The organism is Acidovorax sp. A1169 (genome assembly GCF_030704685.1).
Lineage (GTDB): Bacteria > Pseudomonadota > Gammaproteobacteria > Burkholderiales > Burkholderiaceae_C > Acidovorax.
In genome coordinates this window covers 1-15,044 of sequence record NZ_JAUZDX010000043.1, presented here as the reverse complement: position 1 = coordinate 15,044, position 15,044 = coordinate 1, and the positions used below count along the sequence as shown (strand labels likewise).

Here is a 15,044-nt window from a genome sequence, read left to right as displayed (position 1 = left end):
CGGTGGTGCGGGCGTTCTTGTGCAGGGCAATCAACATGGCTTCACTCCCTGGATGGATTGCAAGGACTCTATCAACTCTCGCAGAACGGCTCTGGCCATGAAGAGCGGAGAGCGTTTTGGGTCGATGCAATCATCCGGGATGCGACACGTACACAAGCGCAGGGCGATCACCTACCATGATCGGCCCCCTGGCGTTAACGACGGGAAGGCCCATCTCCTTTAGTTGGCCAAGCAGTTTCAACTCGCTTTCCAATTCACTGATGCGGCCTGAGTGCAAGACGCCAACGGCGTACTTTTCGCCATAGGCGAATACATCCTTGGTGCCCCCTTCGCCCAACTTGGACCCCAGGTCCGAAAGGCCGAGGTTGGGGAAATCATCAGCTGCAGCTCCAGGTCCCGCACCATCGAACTCCTTCATGCCATTGCTGGTTGGCGCAGTTTCAGTCCCCGTCGGATCGACTGCCAGATTGTTGTCTGCAAGTGCGTGTATTGTGAAGTCATCTGTGGAATTTACCTGAGGTTCAGGTGTAGCACTTCAGAAGTGGGACCGCCCGCATATTAAAATAATCCAGCCTACAGTAAATCTTTTACATAAACATCAAAAACATTCGACTCATTTTTTACATACAACCGGTCACATTCCGTGCATCGATAAACAAGCCTGGAAACCTTATCAATCTCATCAAAGAAGTTCTCCGACGATACATTTCCAGATTCAAGCTGATCTGAAATATTTACCACTGCGGCCTCGGGAATCAGCGAAAACTCGTACGGCGAATCGGCGCCGGTCAAACGCATTTCATGCCCGCAACGGCAACGAAATTTAGCCATCTTTAATTTCCTTTCTTTGGTCGAGGTACATAAATCATTCTCCCACCTGAGTCTTGAAAAAACAAGCTCTGAATCCTTAACGCATTTGGTTTTCCCCAAAACCTTTCCTGGATCGCTTGAATACTGGCATCGTCGAGGTCCGTCTGTACAAGAACTGACGTAGCCTGCTCCTTCTTGCGTTCAATTTCCCGAACAATATTTTTCACTTCAGACGTATTCGGAGTGTAAACGTCCACTTGCCCAATGCCTTCAACCTCCAGATCCGCCGTGGGAGTCTCCGGCACACCAAGGTCATTCGCTGTAACTTTATGGATGACGTTGTAGCCTAAATCAGCCAGGCTTCAGCCAGCGCGAAGCTCATTTGCATCAGGCCTCGCGCCCTGCTGAAATGAAATGCGGCCAAATGCGTGAGGAGCGCCATTTTTTGATTGAAGTTCCTGCGACCCCATTGAAACGCCTTGGCTCGCTCGACCTGAGGCATTGCCATGGAAATCACCTCGCTCCGAAGAAAAATCCCCAGCCACAGGGCCTGAATCAATGCCGCCATTCCGAACCTGTGAGAATGGCACCGGCGCGCCCTCGGCAGGGAGGGTATCCACGACCCCGACCGAAGACGCATGCCCGGCCAACGCCTGTCTCGCCCGCTCGACGCTCCCCGCCGTGACGATCACACCCTCTGGCCCATCTGTCATGGCCCCACCGGGGATGCCCGCGTCCTCAAGCCACTGGCGCACCGCCTGGGTGTCCCCCTCCACATCAAGCATGCCGCCCTCGCGCATCTTCATCTGCGCCGGTGGTGGCGACTGCCTTTCCGCATCGGCATCAGCGCCAGGCTGTGGCGGTGCCAGCACCTGCTGGGCCCGTGCAGCCTGCTCGGGTGCTACCCATACGCTGTCGAGCCACATCCACACCTTGTCTACCCCGGCATCGCGCAGTCGCTTGTCCAACTGGCGAGGATCCCCCTCCACGCTCAGCGTGCCTTTGTCGGTCAAGTGCATTGCACCGACAGGCACCGCCGTTGGGGCATCTACCACCGGACCCGCCGTGGGCACTTCTGGCTCCATGGCCGGGCTACTTGCGTCCCCAGAGACGTCTTTCAGGTTGACCGTCAACAGCCCGCGAATTACACTGGCTATGTCTCCTGAAGTAGCCTTGCCGGATCGCTCCACACCATCCTTGGTGTCAGTCCCGGAATACCTGGTATTCAGGAGACGCTCTTTTGTACTCACACTGTGCAGATACATCCGCTGAGTATTCGGATCTTTCTTGACCAGCACGGTGACGACGTTCCCCTTTTCATCGATCTCTACCGGCGCGCTGATGTAAAAACTCGTCGCATCTCGGTCATGCTGCGCACTGAGCACAAGTGCACCGCCCTCGACGACGGCCTTCACGGCCGCGAATGACACGGCCTTGGATGGATTCATGCCGTGTGCCATGGAGTCTCGCACCGCTCGCTCGTCGAGAACCACTTCGCCCAACTCCGGGTGAACAGCGACGCCACCAGCATCCGCGAAGAGCTTGGAGGCCCATGCGCGCAACAAGGCAAATCCGCGGGGCGCCTCATTGCCTAGCAGGATTGCAACGGGCTCACCCTGCAAGATCCTTGCTTTCTTGACTGTTTGAGGATCAAGCGTGGAGATAGCGTTACCCGATGGCCGGTATCCATGTCCATCAGCAGCACCAGGCAAGCGGCTGCCGTCACCGGTTGGCAAGGTTGAAGTGACATCGGCATCAGCCGCGCTGTCTTCCCGTGCCCGCAGTTCATCCGTTTTCGTCTTGCGTGCAAGACTGCTCGAAGCAGTCACACCGTTTTGCACCACTTCATGAGCCAAGCCCTCCGCCTGATCCCTAGACGAGGCGGCCTCGCGCATCGCATCGGGCGGCACTTCAGCCCGAGAAGGCGCCTTCCGCCCAACAGGTGATTGGGAGGATCCCCTGTCCACTTGCATTGCGGGGCTCAGGGCGACAGCATTGCGTCCGGCCAGTACCTGCCGGGCATCCTTGGAAAGCGCTAGTACTTCTACCGGAGCCATGCCCCATTCGCCCACCATCTCCGCCAACACCTGGCCGGGCTGGTCGATCTGGCCCTTTTGCGCCAGCTGTTTCCCTGCTTCACCGGCACCACCCAACGCAGCTTGCACACCAGCCTGCAGCGGTGCGTTGATGGCCTGGCGCACGGCCTGGTTCTTGAAGACCTTGGGTACCAATGTTTTGCCGGCCAGGCCACCGGAAACTGCATCCATCGTCCCCACGATGGCGCCGCCCTTTCCGGCATAGGCCATAGCCTCGCGCAGCATCTTCGGATCGGAAAACAGCTTGCCAAGCCCGTCCTTGTCCGACGGGTCAACGCCGTTGTCGCGGGCGAATTCACGGATGCCGCTGCCGAACTCAGACAGCGCACTGGTGCCCCCGGCGACCGCCGCGCCACCCACTGGCCCAGTTGTAGCAGCGGCCACGATCATCGGAATCATCTGCGCAGCGGACTGCGCGGTGACGCCTGCGACCACGGCATAGGGATTCTTCTTGAAGGCCTCCCACGATTCGCCGAGGCTCTTGGCCTCAGTGACGGCGCGAAGCTCTGGCCGGGTCGTCATCCGGCCCGCTGCATCCGCCAAGGCGCCAGCGTCAGCCGCATCTGCGGCCATGCCACCCAAGCGGGCGGTGGCGTGCGTGATGTACTTGCGCAGGCCCAGGGCCTCGGCGCTCTCACCTTTCCCAGCCTGCTCCAGCTTCTTGAGCGCATCCTGGCGCTGCAGCAGCTGATTCGCCGCAGCGCTGGCGTTCATCGCCTGGAAGTTGGCGGAGACACCGGCTGCACCAGAAAAGAACTCGTCGCGCAGTTGCGCAAGCTCGCCGCCCACGCGCTCGAACACACCCTTTTTGGACGCATTCGGCCCGGCCACGGCCTCGCTGCGCTGGGCCGGTGGGTTGACCATGCCGCGCCCACCGCCAGCCTGGCTTGGTTGCACCGCCTCGGGCAGCGGCACTTTGGCGCCGTGCAGCAGCGCAGCCGGTCCGGGCGTGGGCACCGCCCCATCGGCAAAGTCGAGCACAGCGCCCACGTAGTTGCGCGTTTCGGCGGGCAGGGCCTTGTACCAATCGTCGCGGTCAAAGGCCGTGCGGCTGCGCCCCCAGTTGTAGCTGGCGATGGCGCGCTCCGTATCCCCGCCAAACCGGTCGAAGCTTTCGCGCAGGTAGGCAGCGGCCCCGAACACGCTTTGCACAGGGTCCAGCGGGTCGATGCCAAGCTCCCGTGCCGTATCGGGCATGAACTGCATCAGGCCCAGGGCCCCAGTACGGCTGCGGGTGTGGCCGCTGATGATGTCCGGGCGAAAGCGGCTCTCGGCGTGCGCGATGCCTTTGAGGATGCTGGCGTCCACACCGTAGTCGGCTGCGGCGGCCTCGAACAGCGGGTCGAGCGCCTGCGGCACGGCAAAGGCCCTTGTGGGAGGCCCCGCAATGTCTCCCGCGTCGGCCGCCATGGCACGCGGCGCAGGCCGGTACAGCGGCTGCGCATCGGCCTCCATCCCCAACGACGCCAGTTCGTAGAGGTTCATGCGATCAGCCCTTGAAACCCACCTTGGCACGCCACGCATCGCCCCGGGCTGCGGGCGTCAGCGCCGGGGAACCGGGCCCACGGGGCTGGGTGGTGGGCGCCAGGCCGGTGGATGGAGTGGGGGCCCCACGCGGGTAGCCCGCAGGGGCATGCCCCGGCTTTGCACCGGCATCCCCTGCGCCCCCGGCGGTAGCCGTATAGGAGCCGGTCCCGCTGGCGTCCTGCACCTGCGGCGTGCCGCGCTGCAGGGCCTGACCCACACCCGCATCGGGGGCAGCCACTGAGCGCTCTGTCGCCGCATAGCCATCGGGCCTGCCAGGCTCCATGAACATCGCATACGCCCGCTGCAGCGCCTGCACGCCCTTGTCAGCGTCGTACTGCGCGCGCTCCAGCGTGGTGGTGGGCGGGGCGGCCTGCATGTCGCCCGCCCGGTCATGGCGCGCAAAGTCGCCCGCCGTGGGCTCCGTGCGGGTCATGCGCGGCGTGCCGTACATCCGCTCGGCCAGCACGCCGGCGGCATCGTTGCCGTGGAAGCTGTCCACCAGGGCGATCATCCGCTGCTGCTCCTCGGGCGTGCGGGCGTCATAGGCCATCCTGGCCAGGTTGATGCCCTCCGCGCCGGCACGGCCCTTGCCACCCGCGCCCACGCCACCGCCGCCTGTGCCGCCCGCTGCGACCTTCATCTGCAGCGCCTGCGTCTGCTCCTGCTGCCACTGCCGGTCGGCCGTGCGTTGCTGTTGCAGCTCCAGCGCGGCCTGCTGCTTGTCCTGCAGCAGCCCGCGCTGTGCCTGCAGTTTCTCATCGTCGACCGCCATGGCCGACATGCCGCCGCCCACGCCCTGCAGCGTGCCGCCCAACAGGTTGGCGAAGAAGCTCATTGCATACCCCCTTGCAATGGCTGTGGTTGCTGCTGCGCCATCTGCGCGAGGTTCAGGCCCTGCGGTCCGGGTGCGGGCCCGGGCGCCGGCGGCGGCTGGCCACCGGGTGGAGCACCGGGTGGTGGCATCAGCCCGTCCTCGGCATCCATGCGCAGGTACTCGGCGATGGACTCCTGCATCACCTGCTGCAAAAAGGGTTCGAGCTGCTCGTCGGGCACCATGCCCGCGTCGTTGGCCAGGCCGGCGATGTCCTTGACGAACTGCACGCCCACGTGCAGCAGCACGGCCGGGTCCACGGGCTGGCCGGCCTTTTCGGACTGCGTGGCCAGGAAGCGCAGGGTCTGCGTGCCGAACTTCACCGCTGCGCCGACAGGGTCGATGTCCATCGCACCCTTCCATTCCACCGCAGACTCGCCCAGCAACTGGCGAGCGCGGCCCAGCAGCATGTCGAACTGGGCCTGCTGCTCTGGGCTGGCTGGGGTCTTGCCGCCGGTCGTGCCTGTGGTGGGCGCTTGCGCGGGCGCACCCTGTGCCATTTCGTTGAGGTTCATGGTCGTCCTTTACTGCACGATGCGGGTGGTGGGTGTGTAGCTGTAGCGCTGCTTCTGCCATGCCAGCTTTTTCTCCTCGGCCTTGGCGTTGGCCGCGCCGCTGATGCCAGCGCCCACGCCCTTGATCACTTCGCCCACGGCCTTGTCGTTGCTGAGCAGCTTGTCGAAAAAGCTGCCCGGCTTGGGGGCCGTGGTGCTGATCGTCTTGGGTGGCTCCACGCCCTTGCTGATGTCGCCTGCCTTAAGCTGCTGGTCAGAAGAAGCCCTGGACACTGCCGCATTGGTTTCAGCCGCAGATGGAGCGGTAGAGGCTGGAGCGGGGGCGATGTCGCGCGCGGCGCCTGAGTTCTCAGCTGTCCTGGCGGCCTCCACCACAGCCTTTGTGTCAGTACCCAAGGGCTGGCTGGTGTTCGCCAGGTTCACCCCCTTGGCGGGCCCGATGGAGTTGAGCTCCACAGAGTTCATGTCGCCTGGGCTGTAGGTGCTGTTCCCCAGACTGTCCGTCGTACCCGAAAAATCACCCATGGCTAAGCTGCCCAAGCCATCCGCAAGGTCGAAAGCTCCCGCCGCCGAGTTCGCACCGAAGGCGGTGGTTCCATCGAGCATCGCCTTGGTGCTCAGCGCGCCACCAGCTTCTGTCAGGCCTGCGGTTTCACCCCCGCCACCGAACCCTCCGTTGACAGCCCCGTACACCGCTCCTGCAATGTTGATCACCTTGACCATGTCCTCGCCGAAGACCTTGGAAGCCGCCTTGTTGACCTTGTCATTGATGCCGGTGACCTGAAAGGCAATGGACGCTACCGTGGAAACCACGGTGGCGGCTGCCGCTGATCCGATGGCGGCAGTGAGGCCCACGGCAGAGGCAATGGTGGCAGTGGCGCCCGTGTAGGCCATGATGATGGGGATAACGACGGCCATGTATCAGCTCTCCAGTGCGGACACGTAGGCCGTGCCCATGACGCCAAAGCCCCGGCGGGCCATGACCTTGTTGAAACGTGCCGGATCGGCGATGCCGGCGTAGTCGTGCACCACGAACTGCACAGCCCGCATGCGCGTGGCCCAGCCTTGCAGCGCTGCCAGCAGGCGCAGGCCCGAGCCGTCCTCGGCGTACCAGAGCAGTTCGTAGGCGGTCTGCCGGCGGTTGAATAGACCGGGCTGCACGATGCCTGCGATCAGGCCGCGCAGCGCGCCGCCCTCTTCGCTGACGAACACCGCGCCGGCCAGGCTGTGGATGACGCCCAGGAAGGACGCCTGCACCTGCGCCATCTCGATAGGCTGGTCAGCCATTTGGCTGGCGGCGTGCTCGCGCAGGGCCAAGGCCACCAGGCCAGGCAGGTCATCGCGCGTCGCGCGTCGGATGACGGTCATGGTCCGCTACTCCCTGCATCGCCGGCAGAGGGGGCATTTGTTGCAGGCCCTGGCGATGGTGCGGTGGCTTCCCTCGGCGCCGTCTTGATGATCCAGCTGTCCGGGTTGTAGCCCAGCCGGTTCGCCAGCACGGTCAACTGCGGGTTGTAGGTGGTCGCCAGGTCAGCAAGGGCGCGGTCTGCCTTCTCGGGCGAAAGGTCGGCCGTGTTGACTTGAAAAACCTTGGCTGCGTAATCGGCCCGGAGGTTGTTGAGCGTGCTACGGTCGTCAGCTGCGGTCTGTCGGTCGGCCCTGCGGTCGTCGGCGTCAAGTTGCGCATTGAGGCGAGCCATGCTCGTGTCGGGCTGGATGGCCGCCGCACGCGAGGCCGCATCCAGCTGCGCAATGGACATCTGGGTCTGCGCCGCGAACTGGTCGCGCGCCGACTGGTAGCCGTTCTGCACAGCGTCGCGCTCCAGCGTCAGCTGCTGCTGGCGGTCCAGCATCCGGTACTCGCGGTCGAACTGCTGCTGCGCCGCCCATTCATTGGCCTGCACATTGAAGTCGGCCATATAGGCATCGCGCGCGAAGGCATTGTTGTCGCGCGCAAAGGTGTTGGCCTGGCCTGCGTTGAACTCGCCTGCGCGGGCATAGGTGCTGGCGTCCTGCTGGGCAATCGGCATGGCCGCGTCATACATGGCCGAGTCGGCCGCCGTCATGGCCATGGAGCTGTTGAGCAGGCCGCGCGTGTTGGCCGTCTGCAGCGCGCGGGCGCGGGCCTGCTGCATCAGCGGGCTGTCGTCGGCAATGATCTGCTGCAACTGGCTGCGCACCGTCTCGTTGGGCGCCACGTCCCAGCGCGTCATGCCCTGCAGTTGCGACAGGTTGATGCCGGTGGTGGGCGGCTTCTTGGCGTCCTTGGTCCAGCCCTTCTGGGCGTCGTAGGTGTAGTCGTAATAGGGCTTCTCCAACCCACCTGCGGTGCCATAGCCGCCGATGGCCGAGTCCTCGGCCGACCAGCCGTAGACCTGTCCGAGCTGCTTCTGCGTTACGCCCATCCCGCTGAACATGCCCATGACCTCCTGGCTTGTCTTGCCGGCAGACCAGTTCTTTGCGGTGTTGATTTCGTCGGCAGTCAGGTCGCGCCCGCCCTCCCAGCCGGTGGAGACTGCGGCGGGCGCCGGCGCTGGCGCATATGAGGGTGCCGGGGCTGGCGACGGCGCTGCGCCCCAGGCCTGGCTGGCCAGGTTGAATTGCGCGTCGGTGACGCCCAGCGATTTGCCGATGCGTGCCAGGTCCTCGTCCGACGCGCCGTTGGCCCGCTCGGTCGCATAGGCCGCGTTGACGTGATCCTGCGTGTACTCTGCCATGGTCAATATCCTTTGCTGCGGTCAGTGGTGCCGCGCTGCTGCGCCTGCAGGGCAATGCGGCCTGGCAGGGCCAACAGGGCCTGCAGCTCCTGGATGGCGGCCTGTGCGGCGCGGATCTCGGCGTCGGTGGAGCGCACCGTGGTGCACACGGTGGTCAGCTCGGCAATGCGCTCGGCCGCGTAGGCCTCCACGCCGCGCCACACGGCGGTGGCGGGGTTGATCTGCTCCATCCAGCTCATGTGAAATCCCCCGTGCTCATACGCCCTTGCCCATCTGTGCGCTGAATGCCATCTCGGCATTCAGCATCTGCGCCTTGCTGTCGCGGTCGGCCTGGCGGTCGGCCAGCACGGCGCGGGTCTTTTGCACCTCGAAGGCCTGGCGCCGCTGGGCCTCGGTCTGGCCTGTGCGCTCGCGCGCCGCGGCGGTGGCCGCGTCCAGCGCCATGCGCTGCTGGGCCAGCTCGCGCTGGGCCATGGCCTCGTCGCGGCGCAGCTGCAGGCGGGCCTTCTCCAGCTCGCCATCCATCGCGGCCTGCTCGCGCTGCTGGGCCACCCGCTCGGCGTCGGGGCCGCTCTTTCCGGGGGGCTGCTGCGCCTCGGCCTGCTGCATGCGGGCGATCTCCTGCTCGGTGGGCAGCACGCGGTCGGGGTCGAGCTTGAAGGCGCGCGCAAACTCGCGCATCAGCCGCATCTGGTTGCTCGGCGGCAGGCCCATGGCCTGCGCCGTCTGCATGAAGGCCTGCAGCCGCTGCGCCTGGCCTTCGAGCTCCACCAATGCGGCAATGCCCAGGGCGCGCACGCGGCTGTCGCCCTTGATCTCGACCTTCTCGCTGTACTGCATGTTCCAGTCGAAAAAGCGCGTGATCAGCGGGGTGACGATGTCGTCGTCCCAGTTGCGCACCGCGCGGCGCACCCACAGGTTGGCGGCGTTGTAGGCAATGCTGGCGCCCGTAGCGCTCTGCATGTAGCTCGGCGCCTCGGTGCCTTGCAAAAAGGCAGGCAGCGTGCCCACCTCTTCGATCAGCTGCTTGCTCATGCCGAAGATGGCCTGCAGCTCCTGCAGGCGCGCATCGATGGCGATGAACTGAATGCCCTGGCGCGCGTCCGAGCCCGGGCGCTTGTTGCGCCAGAACTTGCCAGGCGCCATGCGCCACGATCCATCGACCGGCTCGATGGCCTGGTCGTCCACCACCACCTGGGGCAGCACGCACAGGCCCATGTTGTCGTGCATGGCGCGAAACGCGCTGTTGGCGCTCTCCTGGTTGTCGCGCACCTCGTACGGCATGCCAAAGCCGAAGATGCTGGCCTCGTCCATCTGCCAGGTGAAGACGCTGTAGGGGTGCTCGTTGCTGTCCAGCGGGTTCAGCGCGGCTTTCAGCACCTCGCCCTGGCTACCGAACCAGACCACGCCGGTGTAGGTCTTGAGCGGGTCGTCCTGCACCGCGCAGCCGCAGTCGATCAGGTCCTGCGCGGTGATGGGGCCGTGGTACTCCCACACCTCATAGCGCCGGTCCTTGGCGCCGCTGGCGCCGCTGATGGCGCGCAGCCGCTCGCGGTAGTTGTTGGTGGGCGTGGTCGGCTCGGCGCCCAGCATGCGGCGCAGGGCGTCGGCATCCACGTCGGGCATGTCCTGCAGGTCGGCCGCCTCCTGGCGCGTGAGGTAGTGGCGCTCGAACACGAACTCTGCCTCGCGGATGTGCGTGCTGCTCATGTCGGGGAAAAAGTTCCACAGGTCCACCCGCGCCGCCTGCGGCAGCGGCTTGCGCGCAAGGCTCATCACATATGCGCCATCGCCCTGCCGTGCCCAGCGCTTGGTGGTGCGAAACATAGGCACCGGCCCCTTGAGCACGCCCGTGCCGTACAGCACCGCATCGTGGATCACGTCGCGCGCATGGCGCGGGTAGCTGCACTCGGCCAACTGGTCGTCGATCTCGCGCTGCATGGCATCGCAGCGCTTGGCCGCCTCGTCCACCATCTGGCCAATCGCCTGCTGTATGCCACCGGCCGTCAGCATCTGCCCCTCGGGCGACTGCATGGGCGTGCCGGGGGGCAACTGCCCGGCCAGGTCCAGGGCCTCGTCCAGATCGGGCACCGGCGTGGGCTCGATCACGTAGTTGCGCTCTTCGCTGGGGAACAGCATGTCAAAGAGCCGCGCTTCCACCAGCCCGCACAGCCGGCGCGTCAGCGGCACGAAGACCCGGCTGCCGTACTCGCCCTCGTCGCCGAACATGCCCGGGTCGTACTGCCCGTTGAACTGGCGCACGTCCTTGTACCAGCGCTCCTCGATCACCTGGCGCTGCTGCACCTGCTCCTGCGCCAGAGTGAGCAGCCGCCGGCCCAGGGCACCCACCCGCACGGCGCGGGCCTCGGCCTCGCGGCGCTGCTGCGCAGCGTCCAGCTCGGCGGCATCAGCCAACAAGGCAAGCACTTCGTCGGCGCCCATGGCAGTGATGTCATCGGCGGCCAGGCCCGGCGGGCCATCGGTCACGGCAAAAGAGGGGTGGGAAAACGGTGGATTGCGCATGCACCGCAGTGTTGCGGTGCGGTGCCGCGCGAACAACGCGCGGCATATATGCAGGTTTGCGCGCAAGCCCCGCGCCTGGCGCCATGGGCAGGCAAGGCGATACAGTATGCGCAGGCGCCGACGGATTGCCCTGTTCTTCTTATTGCCCGCACTTGATCCCAATGACCACTGCCACGCCCCGCTACCACTTCATCACCGGCCTGCCCCGCTCGGGCTCCACCCTGCTGTCGGCCCTGCTGCTGCAGAACCCGCGCTTTCATGCCGGCATGAGCAGCCCCGTGGGCGGCCTGTTTCGCGGCATGCTCAACCAGTTGGGCGCGGGCAGCGAGTTCGGCCCGGTGGTCACCCGCGCGCAGCGCCACCGCCTGGCGCGCGGCCTGTTCGACAGCTACTACGCGGACCAGGCGGGCGAGAAGGAAGTCATCTTCGACACCAACCGCATGTGGAGCGCGCAGATGCCCGCCCTCATGGAGATGTTTCCCGGCGCCAAGCTGATCGCCTGCGTGCGCAACGTGGCCTGGGTCATGGACAGCATCGAGCGGCGCTACAGGGCCAACCCCTTCGAGATCACCCGCCTGTTCAACGACGACACCGAGCGCAACACCGTCTACAGCCGCGTGGACACGCTGGCGCAGCGCAACCGCATGGTGGGCTATCCATGGACGGCGCTCAAAGAGGCGTTCTACGGCGAGCACGCCGCCTCGCTGCTGCTGGTGGACTACGACCTGCTGGCCCAGGCACCGCACAAGGTGCTGCCGCTGATCTACCAGTTTTTGCAGGAGCCGGCCTTCGAGCACAACTTTGAAAAAGTGCAGTACGACGCCCCCGACTTCGACGAAGCCCTGGGCCTGCACGGCCTGCACAAGGTGCGCCCCACCGTGGGCCTGGAGCGGCGCGAGACCATCTTGCCGCCCGACCTGTTCGAGCAGTACGGCAAGCTGTCGTTCTGGCACGACCAGGCGAACAGCCGCGCCAGCGTGATCACGGCCAAGGCGACGTAGCAGGCAGCGCAGCTACCTGTCTGCCTGGCGCAGATCGGCAGCGTTCAATGGCATTGCCAGCCTGCGGCGCACCGCTGTCATACGGCTGTCGCCAACGCTGAGCATGGCCAACACCGCGTTGGCCTCTGCTCTGCGGCCTGCGGCGGCAGCGGGCCGCACTGAATGGAATCAAGATGTTACGAGGGCTGCCACATGGCAGCTTTTTTGTTGACCCTCACATTCCTTTCACTTACTTTCAACCGTCGCCCCAATAAGGGGATTTTCGGCTGCAAGCCTTGTCATGGAATGAACGCAACAGACGCCTCGACCCTGCACGCATCAAGCGGCCCACGCCGCCATGCGGGTTGCCACGCGCCCGCACCGCTTGCGTTCAGACCGTGATGAACAGGGGCCGGTCTGTGTACGCAAGTCACCACTGCCATGCAGCCAGCCGCCCCTTCATTGACCCGCAGCCCCAGTGGTTGGCGCCTGGCGCCACTGACCACGGCGACCGCCCTCGTTCAATCGTGCCGCCTGCAGTGCGTGCCAATCAACCCACGCAACAGACCTGCTGCGAACACACCGATTTAACCGGATCAGCACCATGACCAACACGTCCCACACCACCGACACGGCCACGCACCAGATCGTCTTCATCGACAGCCGGGTGCCCGACCTCCAGTCCATCATCGCGGCCGCACAGCCGGGTGTAAAGGTGGTGGTGCTCAACCCTGCCGAGAATGGCGTGGCGCAGATGGCCAAGGCACTGCAGGGCGAGCAGGGCCTGAGCTCCATCAGCGTGATCTCGCATGGCGACGACGGGGTACTTCTGCTGGGCAACGGGCCGTTGCACGCGGGCAACCTCGACCAGCACCAGGCCGATCTGAAGGCCATCGGCGATGCCCTTGGGTCTGACGGTGACCTGCTGCTGTATGGCTGCGATGTGGGTGCTGGGGAGGTGGGGGCTCAATTCCTGCAGGCGCTGGCGCAGCTGACCGGGGCCGATGTGGCGGCGTCCAATGACGCCACCGGTGGCGCAGTCAAGGGAGGCGACTGGGATCTGGAGATCACGACGGGCGCTGTAGGGCACGACAGCGCGATCGATGTGAACATGCTTTCGAATTACGAGGGCAACCTTGCCACGCTGACCGCCAGCACGATTGGCGAGCTGCGCACCGCGCTGGGCACTGCTGCCGCCAACAACCAGAGCGACACAATCACCCTGCTGGCCAACATCGGTGCCACGGGCGCAGGCGACGTAGTTGCCAGCGTGACGGATGGACACAAGACCTTTGTCGACATCAACATTACCGATGGCCAGACACTGGAAATCGTGGGCGGTGGCAACACGCTGGACGCCAACTACTACGGCCGTGTGCTGGAAGTTCGGGGCGGAACCGTCACCATCTCCGACCTCACCATCCGCGAGGGCCTGGTCTCCGGTCGAGGGGGCGATACAGGCAACCCGGCGCCTGCAGCGGGGGACGCGTTGGGCGGTGGGATCCGCAATGCGGGAACCCTGACACTCACAAGTGTCAACGTGACGGCCAACGGCGCCTCTGGCGGCGGCGGCGGCGGCGGCAACCTCGCGCCTGCCTTGGGTGGCGGCGGAGGCGGAGGCGGCGGCGGTGGACTTTCAGGTATTGGCGGCGGTGCCGGTGGCCATGCAGAGTCCACATTAAATGCGGGCGCGGCGGGAGGGTCAGGCACCGGCGGTGACGGCGGCGGCGGCGCTACCTATCTCAAAGGCAAGGGCGGTACCACGATTGGTGGATCAGGCGCAAACGGCGGTGGCGGCTACTCCAAAGGATCTGCAGGTGGTACGGCGACCAGTGGCGGCCTGTCCATCGGCGGCGGCGGCGGAGGTGCAGGCTATGACTCCGGTGGTGGCAAAGGCGGCAATGCTGCGGGTGGCATCTACAGCTCTGGCACGCTCACGATCTCCGGCAGCACGATCACCAACAATATAGGCGCTGGCGGAGGTGGTGGGGGGGGCTCTGTGGCGGGAAAAGGCACTGCCAATGGAGGCGATGGTGGCAGTGGCACTGGCGGCATCTGGGCTACCGGCGTGTTGAAGATGGATACTTCGTCTTCATCATCGTTGTCAGGGGGCACGAACAAGGGCGCCGGCGGCACAGGCGGCGAAGCCCCTGGCGGTGCCAGCGGGGTCACCGGCACCGCCAATAACAACAATCTCGGGACCATTACTCCCTATACACCGCCATCGATCACCAACGCCACCTACGACGCCGCCGCCGGCGTCGTGTCGGTCACAGCCATCGGCATGACCACCGGCGACACCATCGATGTAACCAAGCTCAGCCTCACCGGCCAGGGCGGCAGCTACACCCTGACCAGCGCCAACGTCACGGCCAGCAGCGCCACAGCGTTCTCCGTCACCTTGAACGCCGCAGACAAGCTGGCCGTCAACGGCGTGCTGAACAACAATGGCACAGCCTCGGTTGGTGCCACCACCTTCAACCTTGCCGGCGCAGCCAATTGGGACACCACAGCGTCCGCCCCGGCCGACCTGACCGGCAACACCGTCACCGTCTCCAACGTCACCGCCCCCACCATCACGTCGGCCACCTACAACGGCGCCACCCACGTCTTCACCGTCACCGGCACTGGCCTGGTCAAGACCGTCGGTGCAACGAACGACGTCACGGTGTCCACCCTGACCATCACCGGCGAGGGCGGCGCTACCCGCACTCTGTCCACCAGCGGGAACGTCGAAGTCACCAGTGCCACCAGCTTCACCTTCACCCTGGCCGGTGCCGACATCGCCGCAGTCGATGCCCTGCTCAACAAAAACGGCTCCACCTCGGCCAGCAGCACCACCTACAACCTGGCGGCTGCCGACGACTGGAACAGCGTGGTCACCGGAGGCAACATCGCGGATGCGACCAATTCCATCACGGTCTCCAACGCTGCGCCGAGCATCCTCTCGTCCACCTACGATGCGGCCACCGGCATCCTCTCGGTTTCGGCCCTGAACATGGTCA

At 65.2% G+C, this 15,044-nt stretch carries 13 protein-coding genes; 2 read left to right on the top strand and 11 right to left on the bottom strand.

The genetic code is table 11. From position 1 onward, the window contains the following. Nucleotides 1–130: 130 nt before the first annotated feature. The 11 genes from QYL93_RS31400 to QYL93_RS31355 form a co-directional block, all read right to left on the bottom strand. A complete protein-coding gene (locus tag QYL93_RS31400; RefSeq protein WP_305747355.1) occupies nt 131–418 on the bottom strand; it encodes a hypothetical protein in 288 nt (95 codons plus the stop codon). A 155-nt stretch (nt 419–573) separates the two neighbouring features. Further along, the gene (locus tag QYL93_RS31395) at nt 574–831 is read right to left on the bottom strand and encodes a hypothetical protein (RefSeq protein WP_305747354.1); all 258 of its coding nucleotides are present in this window, start codon (nt 829–831) and stop codon (nt 574–576) included. Nucleotides 832–833: 2 nt separating this feature from the next. Next, a complete protein-coding gene (locus tag QYL93_RS32065; protein WP_370877092.1) occupies nt 834–1,115 on the bottom strand; it encodes a hypothetical protein in 282 nt (93 codons plus the stop codon). 57 nt (nt 1,116–1,172) lie between these two features. After that, entirely contained in the window at nt 1,173–4,391 is a 3,219-nt protein-coding gene (locus QYL93_RS31390) for a transglycosylase SLT domain-containing protein (RefSeq protein ID WP_305747353.1), read from the bottom strand. 4 nt (nt 4,392–4,395) lie between these two features. Further along, nucleotides 4,396–5,268: a hypothetical protein gene (locus tag QYL93_RS31385; RefSeq protein WP_305747352.1), complete on the bottom strand. Its 873-nt coding sequence runs from the start codon at nt 5,266–5,268 to the stop codon at nt 4,396–4,398. Further along, nucleotides 5,265–5,819, bottom strand: coding sequence for a hypothetical protein (locus QYL93_RS31380; protein ID WP_305747351.1), 555 nt, complete (start codon nt 5,817–5,819; stop codon nt 5,265–5,267). Before QYL93_RS31380 ends, QYL93_RS31385 begins: the two co-directional genes overlap by 4 nt. Before the next feature lie 9 nt (nt 5,820–5,828). Next, nucleotides 5,829–6,737: a hypothetical protein gene (locus QYL93_RS31375; RefSeq protein ID WP_057267324.1), complete on the bottom strand. Its 909-nt coding sequence runs from the start codon at nt 6,735–6,737 to the stop codon at nt 5,829–5,831. Between the two features lie 3 nt (nt 6,738–6,740). After that, entirely contained in the window at nt 6,741–7,187 is a 447-nt protein-coding gene (locus QYL93_RS31370; protein ID WP_305747350.1) for a hypothetical protein, read from the bottom strand. Then, a complete protein-coding gene (locus QYL93_RS31365) occupies nt 7,184–8,536 on the bottom strand; it encodes a hypothetical protein (RefSeq protein WP_305747349.1) in 1,353 nt (450 codons plus the stop codon). The genes QYL93_RS31370 and QYL93_RS31365 overlap by 4 nt, the downstream gene beginning before the upstream one ends. 2 nt (nt 8,537–8,538) lie before the next feature. Beyond that, nucleotides 8,539–8,775, bottom strand: coding sequence for a hypothetical protein (locus tag QYL93_RS31360; RefSeq protein WP_305747348.1), 237 nt, complete (start codon nt 8,773–8,775; stop codon nt 8,539–8,541). Nucleotides 8,776–8,791: 16 nt separating this feature from the next. Continuing rightward, nucleotides 8,792–11,023, bottom strand: a complete 2,232-nt coding sequence (locus tag QYL93_RS31355; protein ID WP_305747347.1) for a hypothetical protein — start codon at nt 11,021–11,023, stop codon at nt 8,792–8,794. A 197-nt stretch (nt 11,024–11,220) separates the two neighbouring features. Here QYL93_RS31355 and QYL93_RS31350 point away from each other — a divergent pair, with 197 nt between their 5' ends. Next, complete coding sequence (locus QYL93_RS31350) at nt 11,221–12,060, top strand: sulfotransferase (protein ID WP_305747346.1); 840 nt, start codon at nt 11,221–11,223, stop codon at nt 12,058–12,060. Between the two features lie 583 nt (nt 12,061–12,643). Then, nucleotides 12,644–15,044, top strand: a 2,401-nt coding sequence (locus QYL93_RS31345) for a DUF4347 domain-containing protein (RefSeq protein WP_305747345.1), incomplete at its 3' end; no start/stop codon positions are given.

Bases quoted from the DNA above. Each gene is read 5' to 3' on its own strand.
- QYL93_RS31400 (WP_305747355.1), bottom strand. From the start codon at position 418: ATGAAGGAGTTCGATGGTGCGGGACCTGGAGCTGCAGCTGATGATTTC.
- QYL93_RS31395 (WP_305747354.1), bottom strand. From the start codon at position 831: ATGGCTAAATTTCGTTGCCGTTGCGGGCATGAAATGCGTTTGACCGGC.
- QYL93_RS31390 (WP_305747353.1), bottom strand. From the start codon at position 4,391: ATGAACCTCTACGAACTGGCGTCGTTGGGGATGGAGGCCGATGCGCAG.
- QYL93_RS31385 (WP_305747352.1), bottom strand. From the start codon at position 5,268: ATGAGCTTCTTCGCCAACCTGTTGGGCGGCACGCTGCAGGGCGTGGGC.
- QYL93_RS31380 (WP_305747351.1), bottom strand. From the start codon at position 5,819: ATGAACCTCAACGAAATGGCACAGGGTGCGCCCGCGCAAGCGCCCACC.
- QYL93_RS31375 (WP_057267324.1), bottom strand. From the start codon at position 6,737: ATGGCCGTCGTTATCCCCATCATCATGGCCTACACGGGCGCCACTGCC.
- QYL93_RS31370 (WP_305747350.1), bottom strand. From the start codon at position 7,187: ATGACCGTCATCCGACGCGCGACGCGCGATGACCTGCCTGGCCTGGTG.
- QYL93_RS31365 (WP_305747349.1), bottom strand. From the start codon at position 8,536: ATGGCAGAGTACACGCAGGATCACGTCAACGCGGCCTATGCGACCGAG.
- QYL93_RS31360 (WP_305747348.1), bottom strand. From the start codon at position 8,775: ATGAGCTGGATGGAGCAGATCAACCCCGCCACCGCCGTGTGGCGCGGC.
- QYL93_RS31350 (WP_305747346.1), top strand. From the start codon at position 11,221: ATGACCACTGCCACGCCCCGCTACCACTTCATCACCGGCCTGCCCCGC.